This is a genomic window from Lentilactobacillus otakiensis DSM 19908 = JCM 15040 (assembly GCF_001434145.1).
Classification (GTDB): Bacteria; Bacillota; Bacilli; order Lactobacillales; family Lactobacillaceae; genus Lentilactobacillus; species Lentilactobacillus otakiensis.
On sequence record NZ_AZED01000008.1, the window covers coordinates 91,514 to 114,953 of the forward strand.

Here is a 23,440-nt window from a genome sequence, read left to right on the forward strand (position 1 = left end):
AAGGCTGCTTCCTAGGCATAACTACGAACCACTTTCCGAGCTTTCAGCTCAAAAAGTGATTCTAGGTTATGCTACGACGGCCATGAAATGCCTAGCCTACTCGGCGGAAGCAACCCCACCTTTCTTCACACTCCCATTTTTTGTTAATCAGATTTAGTGATATAATCAAAATCTAAATCAAACGAAACGGAAGGCTGCAATTTTGAGAAAACCATGGTCACTGACGACATTTTATCTGAACTTCGGACTTTTAATTGTGCTGTGGTTCTTTGGTCGGGAACTGATTAATTTTATTGAACATAACTATACCAACGGAATGGCTAGTGATCTGACTAGTCTGGCGATCAAAGCCGTCATTATGGTGGGGCTTGGTGTGTTTTGGATCAGCCGGACCAACGCTCAACTGTGGGTCCCCGAACGCAAACTGTATAACGGAAACTTTCCGATGGTGTTTTGGGTTGTTCTGGGGATGTTCATTGCTTACCTGATCTTCTTGATGTTCGGTGCTCATCATGGTTTCTATATTCAGTCTGATCCATTTAAAAGCGGCGAGTTCCTCAGTGTGACTTTGGGTGCCGGCTTAATTGAAGAGTTCCTGTTTCGGGGGTTCTTCATGAATTTTTTGATGAAACATTATGGCGTTGTGACTGCCAATATTATTCAGGCAGTTTTGTTTCAGATCAGTCATTTTCCGCTATATTATTTGGAAGGCTTAACGTTCTCGGCTTGGCTGATTAATATTGCTAATGTTTTGCCGCTGGGATTGATCTTTGGTTGGATGTTTTATCGAACCAAGAACCTGTGGCCCAGCACGATTTTGCATTGTGTGTGGGATACTGGGGTGACTTTGTTCATTTAAACATACAATTCTTGACACATTGCTTGTTTCTTGCCATAATAGTAACCGTTACTATTGAGTGTACACAAAATAACCTAAAACCCACAAATTGATTAACTATTTTATTTGGAGGTATTACATGGCAAAGAAGTCAAAGATTGAAAAGAACAAACGTCAAGAAGCATTGATTGAGAAGTACGCCAGCATTCGTCGCGAGCTCAAGAAGGAAGGCAATTACGAGGCATTAGCCAAGTTGCCAAAGGATTCTAATCCTAACCGACTGCGTAATCGTGATGAATTGGACGGTCGTCCTCGTGGTTACATGCGAAAATTTGGCATGTCCCGCCTGAACTTCCGGAAGTATGCCCACCTTGGTCAGATCCCTGGTGTTCATAAGGCCAGCTGGTAATTTTCATTCTGTAAAGGAGCGACTCATATGGAAAAACAAGATTTAGCAAGTGCCTATCGCCGTCTGAAGAGCCCCAGCATTAAGATTCGCAAGCGAGCTTTAAAGATTATTCACGATGCTAAGGCTAATAAGCCACAAAGGTAATATGAAGAAGCCCGATCACCCACGAAGTGTGGTAGTCGGGTTTTATTTTTTGAGATTAATGGTATGTTAGAAAGTAGATAATTTGGTAGTAAGAGGGTGTGGTGGATGGAGAAAATTCGGATTAATAAGCCAGTGGTGAAGGCTTTACTATGGTTCGGCGCACTCGTGTGGCTTTTCTGGATCATGATAATCCTGCCCAATTTCAAAGACTTGATGGCCTTGCATGATCCAAGCAATTTTGGTGTTACCCAATATCGATTGGACGCCGTACTCTACAATGCCTGGCATTTCCCACTGGTATTTCTCGTGATTTCACTCATCCATACAAAATGGTCCGTCCTCTTTCCAGTTACAGTGTATTATTCAATCTGGCTGGTGGATGCGCTTGGCGTAATTGTGGATATCATTAGAGGGGATTTTATTCCTGCACTGATGTTTTTCATTGGGGCGCTTGGATTTGGGGCCGCAATCTACTTCTTCTCGCTGGTAAGTTTACGAATTATTCATAACAACATGTTTATCAAAAATGATCACTATCTTGTTAGGTGGGCCGGTGCAGTGAAGATGTCACTGGGTGAATATTGGCAGTGGCTATTGGCGGCGTATGCATTTTATTTGATCGTGACATTATTTGCAGGGTAAAATCGGAGGGCGACATGTCTCTAACAGTTGAGAAATTCAAATCCACATATTTTTATAAAACCGAGTTAGTTCAACTGTGTCGAAAGTATGGGCTGCCGACATATGGGACAAAGGCGGAACTCAATACATATATCCTTAAGTACTTATCAGGAGTTCCATCCTCTGATATTAAGCCAGCTAGATCCTTAATTCATCAGAAGGCTTTAACTGCAGACAAGATTAAGTTGGATACGCCACTTGTCGGATCAGGATTCAAGTTCAACTCCGGTTCTCGACAATTCTTTTGCAACTATTTTGGGACAACCCACTTTTCATTCACAAAACAAATGGCTGCTCTAATGCGAAAGGCAGAAAGAGAGAATGATACAGAAATCACGGTTGGTGATCTAATCGAATTTCTGAATCGTGGCGAAAAGCAGAAGGTTATAAACTCACCTGAAGAGTCTACCTACCAGTGGAACAATTTTGTGAAAGACTTTTTTTCTGATCCAGCAACTGCAAAATATACTAACAAAATGGCAGTAGCAGCTATTCTTTGGAATAAAGTTAAATTATCGGATGATCCAAAAGTGTATTCCTATCAACTATTAAGCCAATACGCATCAAGTTTAGAAAACATAAAAGATGGTAATTCTCAGTCTTGAGAATTACCATCTTTACATCTCGTTCTTTAGAAAGACCAGTGCAACCAGTAAACACCAATTAAAAGTGTTAGCAACAACCCAATTGCTAGTCCTGTTAGCGCTCCAAGAATTGCCAGCATGAGATTGTGTCTTTTACTGATCTTCCTTTTTGAAATAATTTTTCCCGTTTTAATGTAATGCGATATTTCTTGATAAGTATGAAGTTGCAAAAAGTTTGTTTTCGTTATGAGAATTATCAAAAATACCACGCCTAATGTCGAACTGATTGACAGAAGCATGACCGAAAATAAAAAGGGGAACCATTTCATACTAATCAGTGATAAATAGGTTATCACAATACAAATGATGCTTCCCGCCAGTACCCATCTTGTCTGTTTTAACGTTGACTTCGATTTTAATGCTTTTACATCATCATGAATTAAGTCGTCAAGTGAAATATCATACACATCGCAAAGTAACAACAGACTTTGGATATCCGGGTAATTTTTTCCTGTTTCCCAATGTGAAATAGTTTGTCTGGAAACGTGAATTTTATTTGCCAGATCGTCCTGAGTTAGACCATTTAGTTTGCGAAAATGGATTAACTGTTTCGTAACGAACATCTGTACCAGTCCTTCCTGTCTGTGCTTGGTTTGTGATTTCGAAGTGCGATGTACAATGTCTTTTACATTTGGTCGAAGTTGGTACTAACCTCTAGAACATCTGACTTGGACATGTTAATTTGTATATAAATTGGCACACAGATTCTAGTGGAGGTATCGGAATGGAGCAGAATGAAGACTTTTTAACAAGACAGATTCGCGCAATTGGCTCTGGCCTGGCATACACGATTGGTGGAAAGGATAAGGGTGGTAGCCAAATTATATTCCCGAAAAAGCAAAGTGAACAATTACCACATCAACTTGATTTGCAAACGTTGATTGACCAACACAGATTTAGTGAGGCTGCAGAACAACTTTCCAGGTTGGAATTCACGATTCCTGGTGAAAAATACTTTAATCTGTGCTTGTGGTTTTTTTCCACATTGAATCAGTTTACGGACGATGAGCTCCGCCGTGGTGACTACTCCAAAATTCAAATCTACGATCATCTTTCAAAGTTAAAGGAGCAGATTAAATAAGGCTCCCATCTTTTATTTATAATAGTCGTGACTTCCAGCAAGCTTACTGAGCCAATGAAAAAATAAGATGAACACAAACGGAACTATCCAGCCAACAATTATGAGGATAATCATGCAGACCGTAAAACTGGCCAATCCATTGTTCAAAAAAGTTTGGACCAAGTCAAAAATTTGAATTTTTCTTTGAAATATCATATCTAATGGAATGGACAGGATTCCAAACAGGATGGTAATTATAAGCAATGCATTAGTATCGTGGACTGCTTTTCTAATCATTGAAATTGGCCTCCTTCAACAGAAAATCTTCCTTTACCTTACAAGAAAAATTGAATTTGGACAAGGACATCATGGAAAGAAGTATAATTACTAGTATTTACTAAGCAGAAATATGGATTGTCAGGCAAATCAGCATAAGTAAAATGGTCACTCTCATCAACGAGAATGACCATTTTTGTTTACATTAAACTTGCGTCTGATTTTTCCTCCATCGGGAATTCTTCACGCCGGGTAGAATCATCAAGATGAAGAACCATATCGTTCCAATGATTGGAATGAGTTCGATCAGAATCCACAATGCGCTTCGATCAGTATCGTGGAGCCTGCGGGCTTTAACGGTGAAGCTGCCAATCCAGTCCAAGAATACGACAATCCGGGTTACTAGAGCGAAGCTTTCATCCGTCCAGTTGTAGATGTGGTCAATCGGATGACCGGACATTTTTTCGATGATGGCTAGTATCATACCACCCAGTAGATAATTGACAATCACTGGAATCCAATACTGACTTCGATCTGCTTTGGCGTTCCAGGTAAATAGATGCGTCCAAAATTCTGTATAGCTTTGCATGTTTTACTCCCATAGAAAAAGTGCATGTCATTGATTTTTACTACTGTGTACGTTTTATAAAAATGGAACTATAGTTCCATTTTAAAAAAATCACATGAAATAGGAACTATACTTCCAATCCAGTTTATTTAGTTTCGATGATTATTGGTCATATCAATTGGTTTCATCCATTTGTCAAAATCTTCTGCAGTGACGTACCCAAGCTTTACGGCGGCTACTTTCAACTTGGTTCCATCTTGATGGGCCTTTTGAACAATCTCAGCCGCTTTATGATAGCCGATGTGTGGTGAGAGCGCGGTGACCGTCATCAACGAGTTATCAACCAGTTGCTTCATTCGATCTTGATTGACGGTGATGCCGGCGACCATTTTATCGGTGAAGTTATGCATGACGCCCGTGAGCAGTTCAACCGACTCAAGAAAATTGAAGATGATTACTGGTTTATAGACATTCATCTCAAAGTTACCTTGGCTGGCAGCGACCTCTATCGTAGTGTCGTTTCCCATCACTCGGGTGGCAGCCATGGTCATGGCCTCTGCTTGAGTTGGATTGACTTTGCCAGGCATGATGGATGATCCGGGCTCATTGGCGGGGATGTGCAATTCACCATAAGCAGCCCGGGGACCGCTGGCTAAGAAACGAATATCATTGGCAATCTTCAATAAGTCTGCTGCTAGTGTCCGGATTGCACCATGTGTAACGGTTAATCCTGAATGATTGGCCAGGCCGTAAAATTTGTTGCCAGTCGTGAAATTGGTCGAGTAATCATTTGATAATGTAGCAACGATTTTGGTGTCAAAACCTGGTAAAGTGTTTAGTCCGGTACCGACCGCCGTACCACCAATTGGCAATTCAAGCAAGGCTTGACTGGTTTCCTGAATAAAATGAAGATCGTGTTCCAGTGCACCGACCCAGCCGCTAATTTCCTGTCCGAAGGTGATCGGAGTGGCATCCTGGAGGTGAGTTCGACCAATTTTAACGACGTTCCAGTATTCAGCCTGTTTCTGTTTCAAAACGGAAACCAGGTGTTCGATTTCGGGTGTAAGTTTATTAAGCGCACAAATGCCGGCAATGTTCATGGCAGTTGGAAATGTGTCGTTAGAGCTTTGCGAGCGGTTAACGTCGTCATTTGGGGTGATCCGAACTGATGGATCGATCTGCTTGCATTGGTTGGCAATCACTTCGTTCACGTTCATATTGGTTTGCGTTCCGGATCCCGTTTGATAAACGTGGAGGGGAAAGTCAGCCATTAACTGTGAGTCATCTAAAATGAGCAACTGAGCTGCAGCTTGCTGAATCAAGTCCGCTTTTTGTTCGTCCAAATTATCCTGCCCGTGATTAACCTCGGCCGCATTCATTTTGATGTGAATTAAGGCGCGGATAACTGTGGTTGGCATCAATGGTCCAGTCGGGAAGTTGTGGCGACTCCGTTCAGTTTGTGGACCCCACAAAGCATTCTTAGGAACTTTGACTTTGCCAAGGGTATCTTCTTCCATCCGATATTCAGTCATGTTTTACCTCCATTTAATACTTAGGTTCCCATTTAGTTGCTTGAATCACATCGGAAACCGACTGAATCGGTTTCTGATTAAGTTTCTGATCAACAGCACTTTGGGCAACGGCCGCTGCAACGGTGTCTGAGAATGAACTTAGTTTGGAAACTGGCGGTAATACCGCAGCCCCTGGTTGATCTGGGTCGACAATTCCACCAAGTGAATGGGCAGCTGCTGAAATCATTTGGTCGTTCAAGACGGATGCTGAGCTTGCGATTGCACCCATTCCCAAGCCGGGATAAATAAGCGCATTGTTTGCCTGGCCAATTTGGTAACTAATGCCATTGTATTCAACGTCATCAGAAGGGACGCCGGTTGCGACGAGACCCTTACCGTTTGTCCATTTGATGAGATCTGCCGCGTGTGCTTCGATTAACTTGGTTGGATTTGAAATTGGGAAAATGATCGGACGGTCAGTATGAGCGGCCATTTCCTTCACAACTTCTTCAGTAAATGTGCCAGGTTGTGTTGAGGTTCCCACCATGATAGTTGGATGAATTGCCTTTACAACCGCAAGCAAGTCAGTGAGCTCATCGGCATTCGCAAACTCGCTTCGCAATCTGGCAAACGGTTTCTGTTCTGGGGTCAGACCGGGGGTATCAGTAAAGAGCAGCCCTTGCTTGTCCACCATATAAAAGTGTTTGCGAGCTTCTTCAGGAGACAATCCGGCAGCGACCATTTCATTATAAATGCGTTCAGTGATTCCAGCACCAGCAGTGCCGGCACCAAAACACAGGTATGTTTGATCGATTAATTTTTGTTTTGAGATATTTAAAGCGCCAATGATTCCAGCTAAAACGATGATCCCGGTTCCTTGGATATCGTCATTGAATACCAGTTGATGATCCTTATATTTGTTTAAGATATTTGCGGCATTTGAGCGACCGAAATCCTCGAAATGAAGATAAACATCTGGGAATAGCTTCTCCACAGTTTCCACAAATTGATCGATATAAGTGTAGTAACGGTCACCGCGAACCCGATGTTCTTTCAATCCCAAATAAAGTGGGTTATTTAAGAGGGCTTCGTTGTTGGTACCTGCGTCAATCACAACCGGAAGTACCAGACTGGGGTCAATCCCGGCAGCGGCCGTGTATACCATCAATTTACCGACTGTGATATCGACACCTTGAGTGCCCCAATCACCAATTCCCAGAATTCCCTCGCCATCGGTGACACACAGGAGTCTGATATCGCGATCACCAGCAGCGTTTTTCAAGGTTGCTTCAATAGATTCTGGATTCTCAATGGAGAGGAACGCTGCGTTTTGTGGTTGGACAAAAAATTCACTATACTTTTCGACGGTTGTCGCGATGGTTGGATCGTACACGATGGGCATGAACTCGGCCACATGCTGTGAAAAGACCTTGAAGAAAAGCGTTCGATTTTCATTGAAAATGCTCATCAATAAGAACCGTTTTTCGAGTGCAGACGACTTTGACTGATATTGCTGATAGACTTGGTTGGCCTGCTCATCAATTGTTTGGACTTTCGGTGGCAGCATGCCCACAATTCCCAGTTGTTCGCGTTCTTCCTCAGTGAAGCCTGTTCCCTTATTCTTGAAAGGGTCATTCAAAATTGAATCAGTCATGTCTTATTCGTCCTCTCCCTAATCGTGTCGTATTAATAAGGTCAATCATACCTCATAACCTCGATGGCATAAAGACAAAAAAACTCAACCAATTCTCAAATTGGCTGAGTTGTGATAGTAAGTTATTTCATTTTACTTTCAACTTCTTGATAACCTTCTAGAAAATTTGCATAACGTGCAAGTGCAAATAGGTAATCAGAAAGGCGGTTCAAATACTCAAAAATTTCATCATTGAGGGGCTGCTGTTTATCGTTAAGTTCAATTACCATTCGTTCTGCGCGTCGAGCCAATGCCCGGGCATATTGCAGCGAAGCGCCAGCCTGGTTGCCGCCGGGGAGGATGAATGCCTTAATGGCTGGCAGCTTATCCATAATGCGATCAATTTCTGACTCTAACTGCTTGGTATCGTCGAAGGTGATGTTGTGATGACGTTTGACGGTGATATCGGCTTGGAGTTCGTATAGGTTTCGCTGGACAGTTTGGATAGCAGGCGCGAGCTCTGCACTCTTTGGTGATAGTACTGAGACTACATAGCCTAGATAAGAATCAAGCTCATCCAGGGCGCCTAAGGCCTCAATTTGTAAGTCGTACTTTGGGACCATTTTGCCGGTGACTTGCTTCGTCTTACCGTGATCGCCGACTTTTGTATAAATCTTTAACATTGTTGTACCTCCGTGATTTATGTAATGAAAAAGGTCAGAGGCAAAATAACCTTTTGTCCTGACCTCATTCCGTGCAAATGATTGTTTTTAACTTGGCCTTTCGATGGGGGCCGGAAGACCAAGGTGGAACACATTAGTTTAGTGGTGCTGGTGGAGTTGGTTTGGCTGGGGTGTTTCGTTTTGGTTCACTTTTACCTAGCCGAAACTTGTTCCGACGCAACTGATGCTAACTTCTAAGTGCGCTTCGACTCAAACCCAGAACCAGGGTTTAAGCCGAAGCACCCTTAGAAACCGCATCACCCGTTGCTCGTCACACTCTACTCTACTTCACAGGGCAAGCTCCCCCTGCACAATCCGTTTGGTCAACCAACTCGATACCCTTCTTATCATGGTTATCGTTTTGCTTTGCGAAGACCGTTGCGACATCGCCGTGGATTTCCATGACTTTGTCTTCATAAGTCTTCTCATCGATTGGTTCCTTAGGGGCTTGTTTGAATTCATTTCCCACGTAAGGAAGCAATGAGGTTGACTTGGTTGTGAAGCGGTATTGTCTCATCAATGGGGCAATTTGGTCGCCTTCGTTTGGTTGGAAGGTAACGGTACAACTAACCGCGTTATCTGACCAATAAGTCTGCAGGAAGGCTTGGGTTGCGAATTGTTCTGCAATCGAAACGTTACCAGCTGAGGCGAAGTTATCGCTGTCAGCGTGTGATGCGCGGATTGGGAATTCTGCAACCATCGTGCTCTTGGTGTAAACGTCTGGTTCAACGTGGTAGCCACAAGCCTTCAAAGCTGGCAGCAATGGATCTGAATCTTGGAAACGAATCCGTTGAATCAAGTAACCAGCGTAGTGGAAATGCATTCCCTCAGAAACACCGGCTAATTTAGCAACAGTTCCGGATGGCTTAACAGTCGTGTGCTTGATAGATGGTTTGCATCCAAGTGTATCGGAGTAATTCTTATCAGCGGCAACAACTGCCTTGTAAAGGCCATCAACTTCCTTAACGATCCGTGGGTCATAAATAGGCTTCTTGATTGCTTCACCGGTTTCAGGATCAGTCGCATCTTCATAGCCAGTTACAACTCGGTTGCCAAAGGTTGCCAAGATCCAGTCTTGAATTCCTGACATTGAAATACCGATCCGACGGTTATTTTCAATGACGTTACGAGAAACTTCCCAGTCATAGTTACTGAAGGTAACCCGCTTTGAGAAACGTGTTCCCAAAGTGAAGGCTTCGTTCAGGTCCCAGCCTTGTTGAGTTGCAACATAAGGGAAGACTTCAAACAAGTTACATGGTTCACCATTGGCTAATGAAATTTCACCACAGGGGTTAGTTCCTTCAACGTTGGCATCGATGTCTTTTTGCAGACCATCGATTTTACGGCCATAGTTCTTGGAAAGTTCCAAGTTAACGATTCCGGGTTCACCATTATGTTGGATGGAATCAGCAACTGGACCGTAGTTATCAAATTCTGAATCAACGGCAACACTGTTGTTGGATGCCCAACGGTGATGGTAAAGCTTGTCTTTGTCTTGCTTCATGGTAATGAAGTCTTCGTCATCAGCTGAGCCTAAAGCTAATTCAGCAGAACGACGAACGTTTCCGGCAACAACAGTTTTACCAATCAAGTTACCAATGTCAGTTGCATCAACGGATGACAAATGACGGCCAACGCGTGAGTTGAGTAAATCATTGATGTCAAATAACATTTCGATCAATGGCATTGGACCTGACGCAGTTCCACCGAAGCCCTTGATCTTGGCACCTTTTTCACGGATGTCGCTCATATCAAGAACCAAGTCGGTCTTACCATCAGCGTTGGTGCCGTTGAAATGCATATCGATCATGTGGGCATTTGCAATAACCCAGCCTTCACGAGTATCTGGCAGACGGTAGTAACGAACGTCTTTGATTGAATGATTCTTTAACCATTCATCTTTGTCAGTCGCACCCATATCAAGGGAATCCTTGTATGACTTGCTGTTTTTATCGATGATGACTTTCAAGTTAATTGTCTTATCAACTAATGGAATCTTATGAATGTTGTTTTTAGTGACAGAAAAACCAACACCGCCGCCCTTCATTAATTGGTCAAACATGAATGAATAAGGCATTGAAACTGCGGGAGTTTCTGGTTGGAGATACTCTGGTAAAATGTGGCTGTGACCATATGATTGTGGACGAACAGCGATGAACCAACAGTTGTTCAGGGCATCACCGTTACGATCTTGGTAGCTGGTACCAGAGATCCAAAGGTTACGGCCTGATGGGGTAGCTGAGAGGCCATAGATTAATTTGTATAATTTATGAGCTTCTTCGGTTAAGTCATCAACAACTTGTGGATCAACGTTGTCTTCGTGCAAACGAGGGTCGAGGTTGATATTTCCTTCGACAACTCGCTTAACAGTTTCGTCCCAGTTCTCGGTCCGGCCTTTTTCAGGCAGCCAACGCGCATAAGTCCGTTTGTAGGTAACCCAGCCTAATTCTCCCCAGTGTGGTGTAACTTCATCTTTAACTTGGTTTATAAATTCATCAGATAGTGAAACTGATGAAAGTTTCATAGCTTGCATAATGATTCCTCCCATATGTACATTATATTCTCATTTCGTTTGAATTGCTCGAACTGATACTATATATAGTATATCTAACCGGTTTCAGAATCAATATATTGTGTATCCGCCAGATTTGCTTGTACCGTGCATAATGGCGTAAAGGCGCGGATTGGACGAATTTAAAAAATTTTAAATCACACTGAGGGTGGTCTTAAGGATGACAAATAGTTGTGCTGATTTGGTGGATCTTTCCCTATATATAGTCAATATCTGGTGGTGGGGTCTATCAGATAACCACATAGTGTGTCGGCTTGACCAACGGATTGTGTGCTGAAAACGACAATCTGATGTATTTGGAATATATTTCGTGTTTTGCTAATATATGATGGATATATTGTTTTAAATAGAGTATTATTTAATTCATAGACGAACAATAATGCTGAATAGGTACTTTTAGTTTACAGATATCACAATTCAAATCATAACGATTCAATTATTTTGAAATGATTTTCATACCTTTCTTTCTATATATAGAGGTTGGAGGATAACAATGCAAAAGGAATATGAACTCACAATCGGAAAGTTAAAGCGAACGTTGCCAATTATCCCAATTACCGACACGGCTGCGATTGCCTCATTTGTTTTGTTGGGGGATGCTGAACTCACCCATTATGCGGCTAAGGAGTTAGCCAAGCGGATTAACATCCCATTTGATTATTTGGTGACTTTGGAAAGCAAAGGGATTCCATTGGCTCAAGAACTCAGCTTGATCACCCATCATCCGCGGTACTTTGTTCTGCGTAAAAGCGTCAAGGCATACATGAGAAATCCAATTGCGATTGGCATGCGCTCAATCACGACTGACTATCACCAGAAACTGGTCCTCGATGGTTGTGACGCTGAAAAGTTGCGTGGCAAACGAGTCATCATTGTCGACGATGTAATCAGCACTGGTGGCTCGCTGGCTTCCGCGGAACATTTATTGAAGAAAGTCGGCGCTCAGGTTGTCCAACGTTGCTCGATTTTGGCGGAAGGTCCCGCTGTTAACCGGGATGATTGTGTCTTCTTGAACACATTGCCCATGTTTGCGGTGAAGAACGCTTAATTATCCATATAACAAAAGCGCAAAAATAGGAGTCACGAATCTCGTTTGAGATTTGTGGCTCCTGTTTTTTGTTGAGGATACTTAATTATTGAAGACTTTTATATCTTGCAAACCCGTCCACTAAATAGTTTGAAATGAGTAACCAGGTAATGAAAAGTGCAATATTTTGAATCAAATCAAGTTTGATGATTAAGAATAGGAAACCGATTGTCCCCAAGGTGGCTAGCAAAATCGAAATTGGTCCTCTCTGGTAATTGTGATAATTGAATTCAGGATGGCGGTTGTAAATTTTCCAACCTGCATAGGCGTACCAAAGAATCCAAGTAAGAATAATGACCAGGATTAGCCAGATTGGATCAATCTTGAAGAGCTTCATGACGATATAGATGACCAAGGTGATGAATAACGGGGTGTTCGTGAAGGCTGCGTATTTCCAGTTAAATGTCATTTTGTCGTTCCCCTGTATGATTTGAAGCCGTTAACTACGGAGTAGTATAAACCAAACGACAACAAGATGACCGCTGGATTGTCCCAATACATGCCTGTCAGCGTCAGTCCGACAAGAGCGACGAATCCCAGTCCAACGACAATGTTTGCCATTGTGGTTAACTCCAGATTGTGGGGATCCAATTCAGGATGTCGTTTGAAAAATGGCTTGGCGTATTGATAATGAACAAGATTATACAAAATTGAAAAAATTCCCACACCAACCAGCAAGGCAATCACTTTGTTCGATATGTATAGGTGAACCAGGAAATAAAGAACGATTAAAGGAACGTATGGCAAAAAACAAACCAGGGCAATCTTCAAATTGAATTTCATAAAACAACTCTCCTTAACAAAATTCCCCCACTCCTCAGAAAATTGTTGGTTACAGCGTATCATATATGAAGAAAATCGTAAAATTGATTCAAAATATGTTAGAATTTGGTTATTCAAATAAGATCACTAGGGGTGCCTTGTGCTGAGATGGCGATTTGCCAATCCCTTTGAACCTGATTTGGTTAATACCAACGTAGGGAAGTGGAAAAATGACAACAACATGTACCAAGTCTGGTCGCGTTCTGTTTGAAAATTTTGCTTTAAGGAGTATTGACTCATGAAATTTTCTGAAGAATTAGTCGCAGCTGGACAACCAATTTTACACGAGATTTATCAACACCCATTTGTCGAAGGCATTGGCAATGGGGATTTACCAAAAGAAGCACTGACGTTTTATGTCGGCCAGGATTACAACTACCTGAATGCGTTTATCAAGGTCTATGCTGATGCAATTCAGAAATCGCAAACCAGAGCTGATATGGCAATCTTTGCCAAACAAATTGACTTTATTTTGAACAGTGAAATTCATCCCCACCACAACTTCTGCAACGTTGCCGGGGTGAAATATGAAACGTTGCAGCACGAGCCGCAAGCCCCCGGCACTTACCTATACAATGAGCATATGTACCGGGCTGCGCGAACTGGTGACCTGATTGACATCGTGGCGGCGATGACACCGTGCCCATGGACGTATCTGGAAATCGCAAACCGGTTTGTGAAGCAGGGCAAGAATAGCGACGACAATGTCTTCAAACCATGGATCGACTTTTATGCCGATATGGGGGATGAAGATGACAGCATTTTATCGCAAATGTTTGCCTTGATTGACCGAGAAGCTGAGCACTATGATCAGCATCATTTGGATGTCGTTAAAGAAGAGTTTTTGAAGAGCTGTGAACTGGAGTGGGAGTTCTGGGATCAAGCTTATCACCAGCGGAGTTGGCATTTTGTGAAGCCAATGAAGCAATATCGTTAAAATGCAAAACAGGATTCCATTATGGAATCCTGTTTTTTTATTTATTCGTGTTTTCTTAATTTTAGTTTTGAGAGCCCAAGCAATCCTAACAATGAAAGGCCTAATACTGATAACCAACTAAGTTGATGGCTATCACCAGTTTGAGGTAATTGAGAGGAACCAAGGCCTGCTTTTGTGACATTTGATTTATCCAAATTCACTTTTGTAGGTGATGAACTCTGGTACTTCCACTGACTGGTCTTGGGTTGAACGCTGGTATCTGTGTTGCTCTTTAGATGCATGACACCGTCGTCGCGTTCAGCTGTAACATTGTTAGCAGTTGGGTTGTTATCCTCATCCTCAATTGATGGGATGCCCATTGGATCTTCGATGTCTTCTGGAAGATTAACGGATGGGGATTCTTCAACGGGTGGTGTTGGAACTGAAGGCACCTCAGGAGTTTCGGGTGTTTCTGGGGTGGTCGTCGGTGGCGTCACAGGGGGAGTCACTGGAGGTGTGACAGGTGGCGTTACCGGCGGAACAGTTTCATTTACTAATTCCACACCGTATTTTTCATTTACGCCATACGTGTATAACGGTGTTTCGGTTTTGTCATACTGCTGGTTTTCTGCGTAAACGTAGGATGTGGCGTCGTGAACCCCATAAGACTGCTGCTGAGCATAGTTGTAAGTTGGGATTTGAAGATTGTATTGAACCTTTAAGTTGGACAAGTTATTCCCGCGTTCAAGGTAGAAAATCTTCATTTGATGTTGTGAGCCGGCTTCTTTCCAGTTGATATCACTGCCTTCAAAGACTTTATCCAGCGTGGTCTGAACCCGTTCACCAGATGCGTCAACAACCGTCACATCGCCGCTGTTGAAATCAATCGTTCCGGATGCAACACCGTGGATACCACCAAGGTCTAACGCCAACTTGCCATCAATGAATAACCAGAAATCATCATCGCCACTGAAATGGAAGGTCATTGGTTTGCCCTCCGCAACCTCTGGCGAATCTTTGGTTGTCTCCGTGATCATCCCATTCTCTGGCTGAATGTATTCAAGTTCCATCTTGACCCCAAAGTAATGATTGGGAGTGGATTTACTTGAACTACTGGTTGGATAATCTTTTGGGTTTCCGTCATTATCGAAGAACATGTCCTTTTCATCAAACGGGAAAAATTGGCCATTAGTATCTGCATTTGGTTTGCTTGCCAAATTATAGACCACCAATTTGTACTGTCCGTTTTCGTCCTTCTGGAGTTGGGCATAGTGCGCAGCACTGTTGAATTCGTAATTACCTTTACCATCACTAATGAATAATGGCAGCTCCTTACCGGCTACATAGTTTCTACGCGAACCGGTGCTGGTTTCACTTCCTTCATCAGAGAGACCGTTGAACAAGTACGCTAATGATTCAGGGGATTGACCATCAGGTAAAGTTTCTCCGGAATTTGTTGAAAGAACTGGATAGCCATCCACCAGATCTTTGGCCACAATTCCGGTTGTAATCCCATTTTGATCGTATGAGTTCCAAGGATTGCCGTCACCACTACCACCAGAGAATTTAAGCGTATGACCAGCATTAATCCCACTTGTTAGCAGTGATGCCTTCTTATCCTCATTTTCACTTGATACCCAGTAATCGGTGATGGTTGTTTCGACACCACCAGTTGCAGGGTTTTGGATTGGCGTCAGGGTTGTGTCGCTTGGAACCGTACTTTCAATTTCAACGTATGGTTCCATGTCTAAGTAGTACGCAACGTCTTCGCCAAGCTTGTCGATGGTCGACTTATTATGAACCCCAACAATTTTGTAGAGTTTGCCATCTACAGAAACGATATTATTTCCGGCTTCAAGCGCAGCCTTAATCTGGTCGCTGTTGGCAGTTGATCCATCTGAATCCTTCAGGGTATCAACTTTTACTGCGCCATCAGGATGGGTTTCGGAAAGTTGGCCTTTGGCTGCCAAGTATTGCTGAATTTCTGCGGATTCTAATCCCACCAGTTGTTCGTTTTCATACTTCCAAAGGGCACCGTTGGCATCTTCAAAGACGGTGACAATAGTTGTGCCATCAGGTATGCTGGATTCATCTGGGTGGTATAGGGTTGTTTCAACAGAAGTGAATTGCTGATCCTCAGGTAATCCCGGATCTTCGGTAGTTGTGACCACCTTGTACTGGTCATATTTCGTTAACACAATTCCGTTCTCTTTGGCTGCTTCATACGCGCCCTTAATTGTTGCCAAGTCAGTAGTTGCTCTAATTGTTTGTGCTTTTTCTTTGGCTTCGAGGTATTCATCTGTGATCTCTGTGTAGACAGGTTGGCCATTTTCGTCTTCTGCATACGTATAATATTTGCCGTCCTCTTCGACAGCTACCACAGTTTCAGCGTTTGACGGTCCTTGACCAACTTCAAAATATTCTTTGCCAACATGTTCGTATACCAAAATGTTGTCTGCTGGTTTTTCTGTTGTGGTGACAACCTTATATTCATCGATGTTATCGTCTTTGTTTTCAACGGCACTTTGGAGCTTGGTCAAAGCATCGCCCTTAACTTCAGCTTCTTCGCCAAAATAATGCTTGCTAATGACACTGGCATCGTCTGCTTCGTTGATTTCTTCAAGAATGTCCGGGTCGGAAATTTCAAAATACTTATTGGTTTCCTCGTCGTAGAGATAGTAATTGGTTGATTTTGATGAATCGGTTTGACGATAAATAATTCGTCTGTACTGATTTTCGCCGGTAGCATCTTCATAAGGGATGTATTTTTTCGTTTGTGCTTTTGGCGTAACCGAATCCTTTACGTCCTTGTCGGCTGACTGCTTAGTTTCAGTTTGTGAAGCCTGTTTGTGGGTGCTCTGAGTTTTCTGGGTCGTTTGCTGTTTTGAAACAGGAGTTGTTTTGGGTGCTGGGGTGTTATGAACCGCTTGAGTCGGCTTCTCATTCACAGGGGCTTGATCAGCCGCATTCGACTCAGTGGGGGTTGTTTGTGTCTGCGGCGTTTCGGCTTGTTGAACATCGGTCGTGGTTTGCTGATCTGTAGCAGGCGGTTGCTCTTCAGCTGATTCTTCATAAGCCTGTGGCACATTACTTTCGACTTTTGTCGATGATGATTGTGCCGGCTTTTGAAAAGTGGTTGTGTCTGAGGTGGAAGTAGCCGTTGCGTTCTCCGTAGCTGAATTGTCGACCGTGGTATTGGCGGTCGGTGTTGTTTCATCTGCGTTGGCAGTTGATTGGTCGATTGCTGAGGTTGTTGATAGTCCTACTAAAACACCAGTTGCGAGTAAGACATTATTTCTAAACTTTTTGTTCATAAGCGATCCTCCAAGATTAATTAGGTTTTTGATACAAGGACTACATTAGCAAACACTTATGAATTAAATTCGAATAAAGTTTGAATTAAAATTGGATTAATAAAAATTTGAGTAGCAAATATCATGACAATCGGCGAGCAAATAACAATGTGAACGGATACAATTAAATAGACGAAAGATTCGAAAAAAAGTTGACTTATGGTATGATTAAAAAAACGAAAGGGGCTGAACAAATGCTCTCAATCAAACATCTTCGTAAACAATTTGGTTCTGTAAAAGCTTTAGACGACGTCAGTTTCGACGTCCCCGACAACCAAATTACCGGCTTGATCGGCCAAAACGGATCTGGTAAATCAACAACCTTTCATAGTATCTTGAACTTTCTCAAGTACGATGGCGAAATTCGTTGGAACGGTCAACCCATCAAGGAGGCAGATTTTGACTCGATTGGCTATTTGCCCGAAGAACGAAGCTTGATGCCCAAATTAACGATTGAACAACAGATTATTTACTTAGCCCGACTTAAAAGCAAACCCGCCAAGGAAATCCGGCCGCAAATTGACGGCTGGCTTGAGAAGTTTGCTGTAAAAGGCAAGAAGACTGATAAAATTAAAGATCTTTCAAAAGGAAATCAACAGAAGGTTCAATTAATTGTGACTCTGATTCACCACCCCAGGTTAATTATTCTAGACGAACCGTTCAGTGGCCTCGATCCAGTTAACGCCGATTTATTGAAGAAGGCGATTCTGGAAGCTCGTGATCAAGGCGCTGCCATCATTTTCTCCAGTCATGATATGGCCAACGTCGAAGCAGTTTGCGATCGGCTGGTGATGCTGCGAACCGGAGACGTTGTTTTGAACGGTACAATCAGCGAAGTCCGGGATCAATTTGGTAAGTCGGAAATCTACGTGACAACTGACTGGACGGAAGATCAGCTGAAGCAATTACCCCATGTGATCAAAGTGCAAAACATCCGTGGGAATCGGTTCTTATTGCAGATTGATGATCCCAGCAAAGGCCCGGAAGTCTTTGAGAAACTGACTGATGGCAAATACATCGAAGAATTCAGTCAACAGCCACCGACCCTTGATGAAATTTTCAGAATGAAAGCGGGGATTCAACATGAATAAAACGTTAATTGTCGCCATGGAAACTTATCTTGGACAAGTGAAATCCTGGAGTTTCATTATGCTGGTGCTGTCCCCATTTATCCTGTTGGCGATTTCTTTGGGGATTGGTTACACCAGTGCCACATCCAGCTCGGATCAACAGCGGATCGCGGTGGTCTCGGAGCAACCGGCACTTCGTCAACGATTCATCAAGGCGAATCGCGATGACGTGAAAGCAAGTGTCACTTCGGCTGCCGCTGCCCAAAAGAGTGTCGATAACAATAACTTGTCGGGGTATCTCGTGTTATCGGCTGACAAAGCCAAAGTCACCGGGGTCTACCATTCCAGCGATTCATTAAGCGGCGGGATGAAAGTTAAAATCAACGCTTTTCTGGCGCAAACTCAACAGCAGTTGAACTTGGCCAATGCTCAGCTGAGTTCCAAACAGGTGAAGTCACTTGCTGTCCAACCGGCGTTTCAAGAAAAAATTAAAGCCAGTCATGGCGGTGCCAATTTGGCGAAAATCATTTCATTTTGGGTACTGGTATTTATGATTTACATGGTTTTGATTACCTATTCTTCCGTCACCGCACAGGAGATTGCCTCTGAAAAGGGGACCAAGGTCATGGAAATTATCTTTTCCAGTACTAAAGCCTCCAAGTACTTTGTGGGTAAAATTCTGGGTGTGTTTGGCGTTATCCTGACTCAGATTGTCGTCTACATTGTTGGTGGGTACGGCTTCTTCCAGATTGCGATGCATTTGGATAACATCAAGCAGTTGATCACCGACAACCAGTCACTGGTCAATGGCGTCATCAAGAATATGCTGGGCATTAACCTGCTGTTTGTCTTCCTCGGGGTCATCATTTACACGATTATCTCGGCATTCAGCGGCGCGCTGGTTGCCAAGGCTGAAGATGCGCCAAAAGCGGCCCAGCCGGCTATCTATCTGAGCATGATTGCTTTCTTTTTAACGATGCCATTCCAAAGCAATTCGGATGCCTTAATTTCTAGGATTTTGTCCTACGTGCCATTCTTCTCTTCGTACTTCATGCCGATGAGAATTATTAACGACAACGCAAGTGGGATGGAGATTGGCCTTTCTTTGCTGATTTTAGTTGCAAGTATCGGCCTGTTGACCTGGTACATTGGCCAGATTTATGAAGGGTTGATTCTGCAGACGGACGATACCAGTTTTTGGAAACGTCTTAGAAGAGGCCTATCCTATCAAAAGTAACTGTAGTCTAAAGAAGCAAGCTGCCAGATCCCTGGGTCGCTTGCTTCTTTTTTGTCTGCTTCTACAAAGACTAACCGGCTTGCGGCGCACTCTTTTGCGGATATCTTCACCAGAGGGCATATTTTAAACCGTTTTTCTGATATAATTAGTTGGCTAGTACATAGGAGGAAAACATCATGAAAAAGTTATTTTTGCTTGCGCTGGTGACGCTTGGACTCGTCACCGCAACGAGCCTTCCAGTTTCAGGAAACACGACCACTAAGACGCCGAACACCACCACCACAGCCACCACAACTGATCCCAGCTACGTTTGGACCAAGGTGCTGAGTCGCAATACCGCCGTGGCCTATCATGCCAAATCCAAAAGCGCAGTTTATCTGTGGAATGCGACCCATACTAAACGCGTCCACAATTTAAAAAATTATCCAAATACCACTTGGTACGTTAAAAATAGTGTCGTCATGCAACATGGCAATAAGAGCCACGTTTACTATGAAGTCTATAACTACGGCAACGCCGCAGATGGTTTTATTTGGCGCGGATATTTGACCAAAGGGGTTAATCCTTCCCAACGGGCTTTAGCTGCCAAAGGGGTGATTAAGTTATCATCAGAACGCTCACTACAGTTCTTCCAAGATAATTTAACGACCTTGGCAAGCCTGCCACAGAGTCAATTCCAAAAATTGGTGACCGATCAGGTGGCTGCCAAACTGACTAAGAGTGTTTCTGATACCAAACTAGATGCCATGGCCAAGATTCTGGCAACTCAAGATATCAGTACTCGGGATGCTGCCGTTAAAGCTGGGGTTACCAATCCCAAAACCACTAATTTTACGGTTAAACAAGTCGATCCCAAGACAATGACCGGTTACTATTCATATTGGGCCAAATATCGCACCACTAACGCCCTGCACTATTACGCAGCAGTTGTCGCCAGTCATGTTTCTGGTCTGACCGGCAATTCGGTTAACGGCCATTACGGGTTGTATATTGTACCGGATACGACTGCCAAAACCTGGAAACCACAAATTACGATTGTGACCGACTAGACACTCATTAACCTATAAAGGAGGTGTTCGTTTGCTGGAAAATCTAAAGTTACGTCGCTCAACATACATTTTGTTTATAGTCTGGGGTGTCGTGGCTTTCTTTGTGGCGGCTGCAATTTTTAAAGTCCAGCCACTCACAGTCAATTTTTCAATTAACGATCGCCGCCTCCTGCAGGGATTATTGCGAGGACTTTTATTGCTCTTGGCATATGTAATTTTCACTATCATTCCCGCGAGAATGGCGATCGTAATTCCCAGCTTTTTTTATTTCGGCCTGCTGGGGTCATATCTCTGGCAGTTCGGCATGGTCATTTTAAGTGGTCACTGGCGGGGAATTGCCATGGACCTGTTATTTGTCATTGCTTACACGGTCTTGATATATTGTGCCACTATGACCGCATTTCAGATTATTAATGTTGTTCAGAAAAATCGGTCAGTCTATTATTTTTCAAAGTGGTTCAAGTCCGTTAAGCGGGTAATGAAGGCGCACTGGCTGTCACTATCCGTGGTGACCGGTGCCTACGTTGTTCTCTGGTCGATGTTTAGCCTGATTTAAATTTTAAAGGGAGATTATCATGAAAAAAGTAATCATTGCCGCCATTGCCATCATGGGAATCGGCTTGGCAGGCTGTTCTTCAAGTAAATCTACCAGTAAGCCTTCCGAGGCTGTCAAAGTCGTCAACCAGGCACAAAAAGCCGCTCATAGCATTAAGAGCGGGAATGTGTTGCTGGTGACTAAAAATACCCAGAACAAAAAGACTTCTACCGGCAAGATTGCCGCAAAATTCTATCTTAAGCCAATGATCGTTCAGGCCAAACTCAACAACACTGCCGGTTTGGTCAAAAACTATGATTATTTCATTGAAGGTCGGACGGTCTATATTCACGCTGACAATAATTGGTCCAAACAACGTTTACCGAAAAAGAGCCCATTGATTAAGAGTGTTAAGCGTCAGGTTTCGGCAAGTGCAGCAGTTAGGGCAATGGCATATTTAAAAAATCATTTGAAACTTCAGAAGAATCAAGCCACCGATACGCTTTCATATAATGGCCATGGCAAGTTGGGTTCAATGGTCGCTAAGAAGATCATTCTGGCTGAAGCCAACCACAGTGAGAGCACTAAGAATGTCTTGAAAAAGGTCAAAATTACCAAATTTACTTATAAATATACTTTGGATAAGAAGACTGATCTGCCAACCAATACTTACATTTATATGCAGTATCAAGACAGATCATCGAAAAAGTCAATTACTGAAGAAGTAACCGAGACATATACCAATGTGAACAAGGTTAAGAAATTCAAGGTCCCTGCTGATATCAAGCAGAACGCACCCAGCACGAACCAAGTGAACGAATAAGCCAACCTGTCATGGTGATGTTGCAAACGAACAAATTTCTAAATGACACGACCTTGCCAGCATGGTTAAGGCTTAGTAAAGGTTGATCTGGCGGGGAATTGTCCGGATCAATTAGCGCTACAATATGCTTAAATTATTTTTGGGGGAGATCAAGGAAATGGATAATACACAAGCATTAGCAGTTAAGTATCCACAAGTGAAAGATTTAATGAATGAAACACCAATTTTTTGGAAGAATCCAGATTACGGGCAGAGTGCTAAGCTGCCATTTTCTAAAGAAGATATTTTGGATGCTGTTGCCCGTTGGGATCGCTTTGCGCCGTTCATCGAGGCTGCTTTTCCAGAAACAAAGAAGATGCATGGGGTGATTGAATCACCGCTAATCAAACTCGATCAGATGAAAAAGGCTTGGAATGACGAGCACGAAACACCACTGGCAGGAAGTTTGTACTTAAAAGCCGATAGTGAGCTGCCAATTTCTGGGTCGATCAAGTCTCGTGGCGGGATTTATGAAGTATTGAAATTCGCTGAACACGTGGCAATGACTAAAGGAACGCTCAAGCAGACTGACAACTACGCGATTTTAAAATCGCCCGAGTATAAACAAGTATTTGCTCAATACGGTGTCATGGTGGCCTCTACCGGGAACTTGGCGTTGAGTGTGGGAATTGCTGCATCGACGTTTGGTTTCAAGACAACAGTTTATATGTCACGCGATGCCAAGGAGTGGAAGAAAGCTAAGCTCCGGGCAAATGGCGTCGACGTGGTTGAACTGGATACGGATTTTTCATCCGTGATCCCACAGGCTCGCCAAGCTGCCGCCGAAGACCCCAACGTTCATTTTATTGACGATGAAGGTTCGTCTGATCTGTTTATTGGCTATGCTGTTGCCGGTGTGCGGCTCAAACAGCAGTTTGATAAGCAGGGCATCAAAGTTGATCGCAACCACCCAGTGATCGTGTACCTGCCAGCTGGAGTTGGCGGCAGTCCCAGTGGGGTGACTTTTGGACTCAAGATGATCATTGGCCCATATATTCACGCAATCTTCTGTGAGCCAACCCATGTGCCATCAGTGACCTTGGGGATGATGACTAAGCTCAATAATGAAATTTCAGTATTTGATATTGGCTTGGATGGCAAGACTGCCGCTGATGGCTTGGCAGTTGGTCGACCATCTCGGATTGCCGGAAAAGTCATGCGAACCCTGTTATTTGGGAGTGTCACTTTCCAAGATCCAACCATTTACAAGTATGAGGCCCAACTCATGGACACTGAAAACATCACGGTTGAACCTTCAGCTGCAGCGGGGTTCACCGCAATTGATCGGGCAATTACTGAAGTTCCCGCTTTCAACACTGCCAATGCCACCCACATTGTCTGGGCGACTGGCGGCAGTATGATGCCAGAGAGTGAACGTCGGGTTGATCATGATAAGGGTGAAGCATTACTATAATTATGATAATAAAGGAGGCCGTGAACAAAACATGCGT

The 23,440-nt window shown here is 43.3% G+C and carries 24 protein-coding genes and 1 riboswitch; of the genes, 14 read left to right on the forward strand and 10 right to left on the reverse strand.

The window, feature by feature from the left end:
• The first annotated feature begins 202 nt into the window (after window positions 1–202).
• From FD05_RS03265 to FD05_RS03280, 5 genes are all read left to right on the forward strand, one after another.
• Window positions 203–859 carry a CPBP family intramembrane glutamic endopeptidase gene (locus tag FD05_RS03265; RefSeq protein ID WP_039933156.1) on the forward strand — a complete coding sequence of 219 codons (657 nt, stop codon included), beginning with the start codon at window positions 203–205 and terminating at the stop codon, window positions 857–859.
• 118 nt (window positions 860–977) lie between these two features.
• A complete protein-coding gene (gene rpsN / locus FD05_RS03270) occupies window positions 978–1,247 on the forward strand; it encodes a 30S ribosomal protein S14 (protein ID WP_020281722.1) in 270 nt (89 codons plus the stop codon).
• A gap of 27 nt (window positions 1,248–1,274) precedes the next feature.
• Window positions 1,275–1,391, forward strand: coding sequence for a putative metal homeostasis protein (locus FD05_RS11705; RefSeq protein WP_020281723.1), 117 nt, complete (start codon window positions 1,275–1,277; stop codon window positions 1,389–1,391).
• A gap of 105 nt (window positions 1,392–1,496) precedes the next feature.
• The gene (locus FD05_RS03275; RefSeq protein WP_039933158.1) at window positions 1,497–2,033 is read left to right on the forward strand and encodes a hypothetical protein; all 537 of its coding nucleotides are present in this window, start codon (window positions 1,497–1,499) and stop codon (window positions 2,031–2,033) included.
• A 14-nt stretch (window positions 2,034–2,047) separates the two neighbouring features.
• A complete protein-coding gene (locus tag FD05_RS03280) occupies window positions 2,048–2,677 on the forward strand; it encodes an SAP domain-containing protein (protein ID WP_020281726.1) in 630 nt (209 codons plus the stop codon).
• Between the two features lie 26 nt (window positions 2,678–2,703).
• Here the strand turns inward: FD05_RS03280 and FD05_RS03285 are convergent, their stop codons facing one another.
• Window positions 2,704–3,279 carry a helix-turn-helix transcriptional regulator gene (locus tag FD05_RS03285; protein ID WP_020281727.1) on the reverse strand — a complete coding sequence of 192 codons (576 nt, stop codon included), beginning with the start codon at window positions 3,277–3,279 and terminating at the stop codon, window positions 2,704–2,706.
• Window positions 3,280–3,440: 161 nt separating this feature from the next.
• On the opposite strand from FD05_RS03285, the gene FD05_RS03290 reads away from it, so the two are divergent.
• Window positions 3,441–3,797 (forward strand): DUF6483 family protein, encoded by a 357-nt coding sequence (locus FD05_RS03290; protein WP_020281728.1) that lies wholly within the window; start codon window positions 3,441–3,443, stop codon window positions 3,795–3,797.
• Window positions 3,798–3,809: 12 nt separating this feature from the next.
• Here the strand turns inward: FD05_RS03290 and FD05_RS03295 are convergent, their stop codons facing one another.
• The 6 genes from FD05_RS03295 to nrdJ form a co-directional block, all read right to left on the reverse strand.
• Window positions 3,810–4,073 carry a hypothetical protein gene (locus tag FD05_RS03295; protein WP_039933160.1) on the reverse strand — a complete coding sequence of 88 codons (264 nt, stop codon included), beginning with the start codon at window positions 4,071–4,073 and terminating at the stop codon, window positions 3,810–3,812.
• A 184-nt stretch (window positions 4,074–4,257) separates the two neighbouring features.
• The gene (locus FD05_RS03300; protein WP_020281730.1) at window positions 4,258–4,641 is read right to left on the reverse strand and encodes a DUF805 domain-containing protein; all 384 of its coding nucleotides are present in this window, start codon (window positions 4,639–4,641) and stop codon (window positions 4,258–4,260) included.
• A 128-nt stretch (window positions 4,642–4,769) separates the two neighbouring features.
• Window positions 4,770–6,152 carry a class II fumarate hydratase gene (locus tag FD05_RS03305; RefSeq protein WP_020281731.1) on the reverse strand — a complete coding sequence of 461 codons (1,383 nt, stop codon included), beginning with the start codon at window positions 6,150–6,152 and terminating at the stop codon, window positions 4,770–4,772.
• 13 nt (window positions 6,153–6,165) lie between these two features.
• Complete coding sequence (locus FD05_RS03310; protein WP_020281732.1) at window positions 6,166–7,785, reverse strand: malolactic enzyme; 1,620 nt, start codon at window positions 7,783–7,785, stop codon at window positions 6,166–6,168.
• Between the two features lie 122 nt (window positions 7,786–7,907).
• A complete protein-coding gene (locus FD05_RS03315; RefSeq protein WP_020281733.1) occupies window positions 7,908–8,447 on the reverse strand; it encodes a cob(I)yrinic acid a,c-diamide adenosyltransferase in 540 nt (179 codons plus the stop codon).
• A gap of 322 nt (window positions 8,448–8,769) precedes the next feature.
• Window positions 8,770–11,019, reverse strand: coding sequence for a ribonucleoside-triphosphate reductase, adenosylcobalamin-dependent (gene nrdJ, locus FD05_RS03320; protein WP_020281734.1), 2,250 nt, complete (start codon window positions 11,017–11,019; stop codon window positions 8,770–8,772).
• A 532-nt stretch (window positions 11,020–11,551) separates the two neighbouring features.
• Between nrdJ and FD05_RS03325 the strand changes: the two genes are divergently transcribed.
• On the forward strand, window positions 11,552–12,106 hold the full coding sequence (locus tag FD05_RS03325) for a phosphoribosyltransferase family protein (RefSeq protein ID WP_020281735.1): 555 nt from the start codon (window positions 11,552–11,554) through the stop codon (window positions 12,104–12,106).
• Between the two features lie 85 nt (window positions 12,107–12,191).
• Here the strand turns inward: FD05_RS03325 and FD05_RS03330 are convergent, their stop codons facing one another.
• Both FD05_RS03330 and FD05_RS03335 read right to left on the reverse strand, forming a co-directional pair.
• Window positions 12,192–12,554, reverse strand: coding sequence for a hypothetical protein (locus FD05_RS03330; protein ID WP_020281736.1), 363 nt, complete (start codon window positions 12,552–12,554; stop codon window positions 12,192–12,194).
• Entirely contained in the window at window positions 12,551–12,928 is a 378-nt protein-coding gene (locus FD05_RS03335; RefSeq protein ID WP_020281737.1) for a hypothetical protein, read from the reverse strand. The genes FD05_RS03330 and FD05_RS03335 overlap by 4 nt, the downstream gene beginning before the upstream one ends.
• A gap of 118 nt (window positions 12,929–13,046) precedes the next feature.
• A riboswitch (TPP riboswitch) is annotated at window positions 13,047–13,145 on the forward strand.
• A 60-nt stretch (window positions 13,146–13,205) separates the two neighbouring features.
• Between FD05_RS03335 and tenA the strand changes: the two genes are divergently transcribed.
• Window positions 13,206–13,904, forward strand: coding sequence for a thiaminase II (gene tenA, locus FD05_RS03340; RefSeq protein ID WP_020281738.1), 699 nt, complete (start codon window positions 13,206–13,208; stop codon window positions 13,902–13,904).
• Between the two features lie 41 nt (window positions 13,905–13,945).
• Here the strand turns inward: tenA and FD05_RS03345 are convergent, their stop codons facing one another.
• Window positions 13,946–17,197 carry a fibro-slime domain-containing protein gene (locus FD05_RS03345; RefSeq protein ID WP_020281739.1) on the reverse strand — a complete coding sequence of 1,084 codons (3,252 nt, stop codon included), beginning with the start codon at window positions 17,195–17,197 and terminating at the stop codon, window positions 13,946–13,948.
• A 233-nt stretch (window positions 17,198–17,430) separates the two neighbouring features.
• Between FD05_RS03345 and FD05_RS03350 the strand changes: the two genes are divergently transcribed.
• The 6 genes from FD05_RS03350 (at window position 17,431) to FD05_RS03375 (ending at window position 23,403) form a co-directional block, all read left to right on the forward strand.
• Window positions 17,431–18,327: an ABC transporter ATP-binding protein gene (locus FD05_RS03350; protein WP_039933162.1), complete on the forward strand. Its 897-nt coding sequence runs from the start codon at window positions 17,431–17,433 to the stop codon at window positions 18,325–18,327.
• Complete coding sequence (locus FD05_RS03355) at window positions 18,320–19,543, forward strand: ABC transporter permease (RefSeq protein WP_039933164.1); 1,224 nt, start codon at window positions 18,320–18,322, stop codon at window positions 19,541–19,543. Before FD05_RS03350 ends, FD05_RS03355 begins: the two co-directional genes overlap by 8 nt.
• 176 nt (window positions 19,544–19,719) lie before the next feature.
• The gene (locus tag FD05_RS03360) at window positions 19,720–20,592 is read left to right on the forward strand and encodes a hypothetical protein (protein WP_020281742.1); all 873 of its coding nucleotides are present in this window, start codon (window positions 19,720–19,722) and stop codon (window positions 20,590–20,592) included.
• A gap of 31 nt (window positions 20,593–20,623) precedes the next feature.
• Window positions 20,624–21,148 carry a hypothetical protein gene (locus FD05_RS03365; protein ID WP_039933166.1) on the forward strand — a complete coding sequence of 175 codons (525 nt, stop codon included), beginning with the start codon at window positions 20,624–20,626 and terminating at the stop codon, window positions 21,146–21,148.
• Window positions 21,149–21,167: 19 nt separating this feature from the next.
• Window positions 21,168–21,950, forward strand: coding sequence for a DUF6612 family protein (locus tag FD05_RS03370; protein WP_020281744.1), 783 nt, complete (start codon window positions 21,168–21,170; stop codon window positions 21,948–21,950).
• Between the two features lie 157 nt (window positions 21,951–22,107).
• Window positions 22,108–23,403, forward strand: a complete 1,296-nt coding sequence (locus FD05_RS03375) for a D-serine ammonia-lyase (protein ID WP_039933167.1) — start codon at window positions 22,108–22,110, stop codon at window positions 23,401–23,403.
• The last annotated feature ends 37 nt before the right edge of the window (window positions 23,404–23,440 follow it).

Bases quoted from the DNA above. Each gene is read 5' to 3' on its own strand.
- rpsN (WP_020281722.1), top strand. From the start codon at position 978: ATGGCAAAGAAGTCAAAGATTGAAAAGAACAAACGTCAAGAAGCATTG.
- FD05_RS03350 (WP_039933162.1), top strand. From the start codon at position 17,431: ATGCTCTCAATCAAACATCTTCGTAAACAATTTGGTTCTGTAAAAGCT.
- FD05_RS03355 (WP_039933164.1), top strand. From the start codon at position 18,320: ATGAATAAAACGTTAATTGTCGCCATGGAAACTTATCTTGGACAAGTG.
- FD05_RS03325 (WP_020281735.1), top strand. From the start codon at position 11,552: ATGCAAAAGGAATATGAACTCACAATCGGAAAGTTAAAGCGAACGTTG.
- FD05_RS03330 (WP_020281736.1), bottom strand. From the start codon at position 12,554: ATGACATTTAACTGGAAATACGCAGCCTTCACGAACACCCCGTTATTC.
- FD05_RS03280 (WP_020281726.1), top strand. From the start codon at position 2,048: ATGTCTCTAACAGTTGAGAAATTCAAATCCACATATTTTTATAAAACC.
- FD05_RS11705 (WP_020281723.1), top strand. From the start codon at position 1,275: ATGGAAAAACAAGATTTAGCAAGTGCCTATCGCCGTCTGAAGAGCCCC.
- FD05_RS03305 (WP_020281731.1), bottom strand. From the start codon at position 6,152: ATGACTGAATATCGGATGGAAGAAGATACCCTTGGCAAAGTCAAAGTT.
- FD05_RS03375 (WP_039933167.1), top strand. From the start codon at position 22,108: ATGGATAATACACAAGCATTAGCAGTTAAGTATCCACAAGTGAAAGAT.
- FD05_RS03345 (WP_020281739.1), bottom strand. From the start codon at position 17,197: ATGAACAAAAAGTTTAGAAATAATGTCTTACTCGCAACTGGTGTTTTA.
- FD05_RS03360 (WP_020281742.1), top strand. From the start codon at position 19,720: ATGAAAAAGTTATTTTTGCTTGCGCTGGTGACGCTTGGACTCGTCACC.
- FD05_RS03300 (WP_020281730.1), bottom strand. From the start codon at position 4,641: ATGCAAAGCTATACAGAATTTTGGACGCATCTATTTACCTGGAACGCC.
- FD05_RS03290 (WP_020281728.1), top strand. From the start codon at position 3,441: ATGGAGCAGAATGAAGACTTTTTAACAAGACAGATTCGCGCAATTGGC.
- FD05_RS03310 (WP_020281732.1), bottom strand. From the start codon at position 7,785: ATGACTGATTCAATTTTGAATGACCCTTTCAAGAATAAGGGAACAGGC.
- FD05_RS03315 (WP_020281733.1), bottom strand. From the start codon at position 8,447: ATGTTAAAGATTTATACAAAAGTCGGCGATCACGGTAAGACGAAGCAA.
- FD05_RS03285 (WP_020281727.1), bottom strand. From the start codon at position 3,279: ATGTTCGTTACGAAACAGTTAATCCATTTTCGCAAACTAAATGGTCTA.
- FD05_RS03295 (WP_039933160.1), bottom strand. From the start codon at position 4,073: ATGATTAGAAAAGCAGTCCACGATACTAATGCATTGCTTATAATTACC.
- FD05_RS03335 (WP_020281737.1), bottom strand. From the start codon at position 12,928: ATGAAATTCAATTTGAAGATTGCCCTGGTTTGTTTTTTGCCATACGTT.
- nrdJ (WP_020281734.1), bottom strand. From the start codon at position 11,019: ATGCAAGCTATGAAACTTTCATCAGTTTCACTATCTGATGAATTTATA.
- FD05_RS03370 (WP_020281744.1), top strand. From the start codon at position 21,168: ATGAAAAAAGTAATCATTGCCGCCATTGCCATCATGGGAATCGGCTTG.
- tenA (WP_020281738.1), top strand. From the start codon at position 13,206: ATGAAATTTTCTGAAGAATTAGTCGCAGCTGGACAACCAATTTTACAC.
- FD05_RS03275 (WP_039933158.1), top strand. From the start codon at position 1,497: ATGGAGAAAATTCGGATTAATAAGCCAGTGGTGAAGGCTTTACTATGG.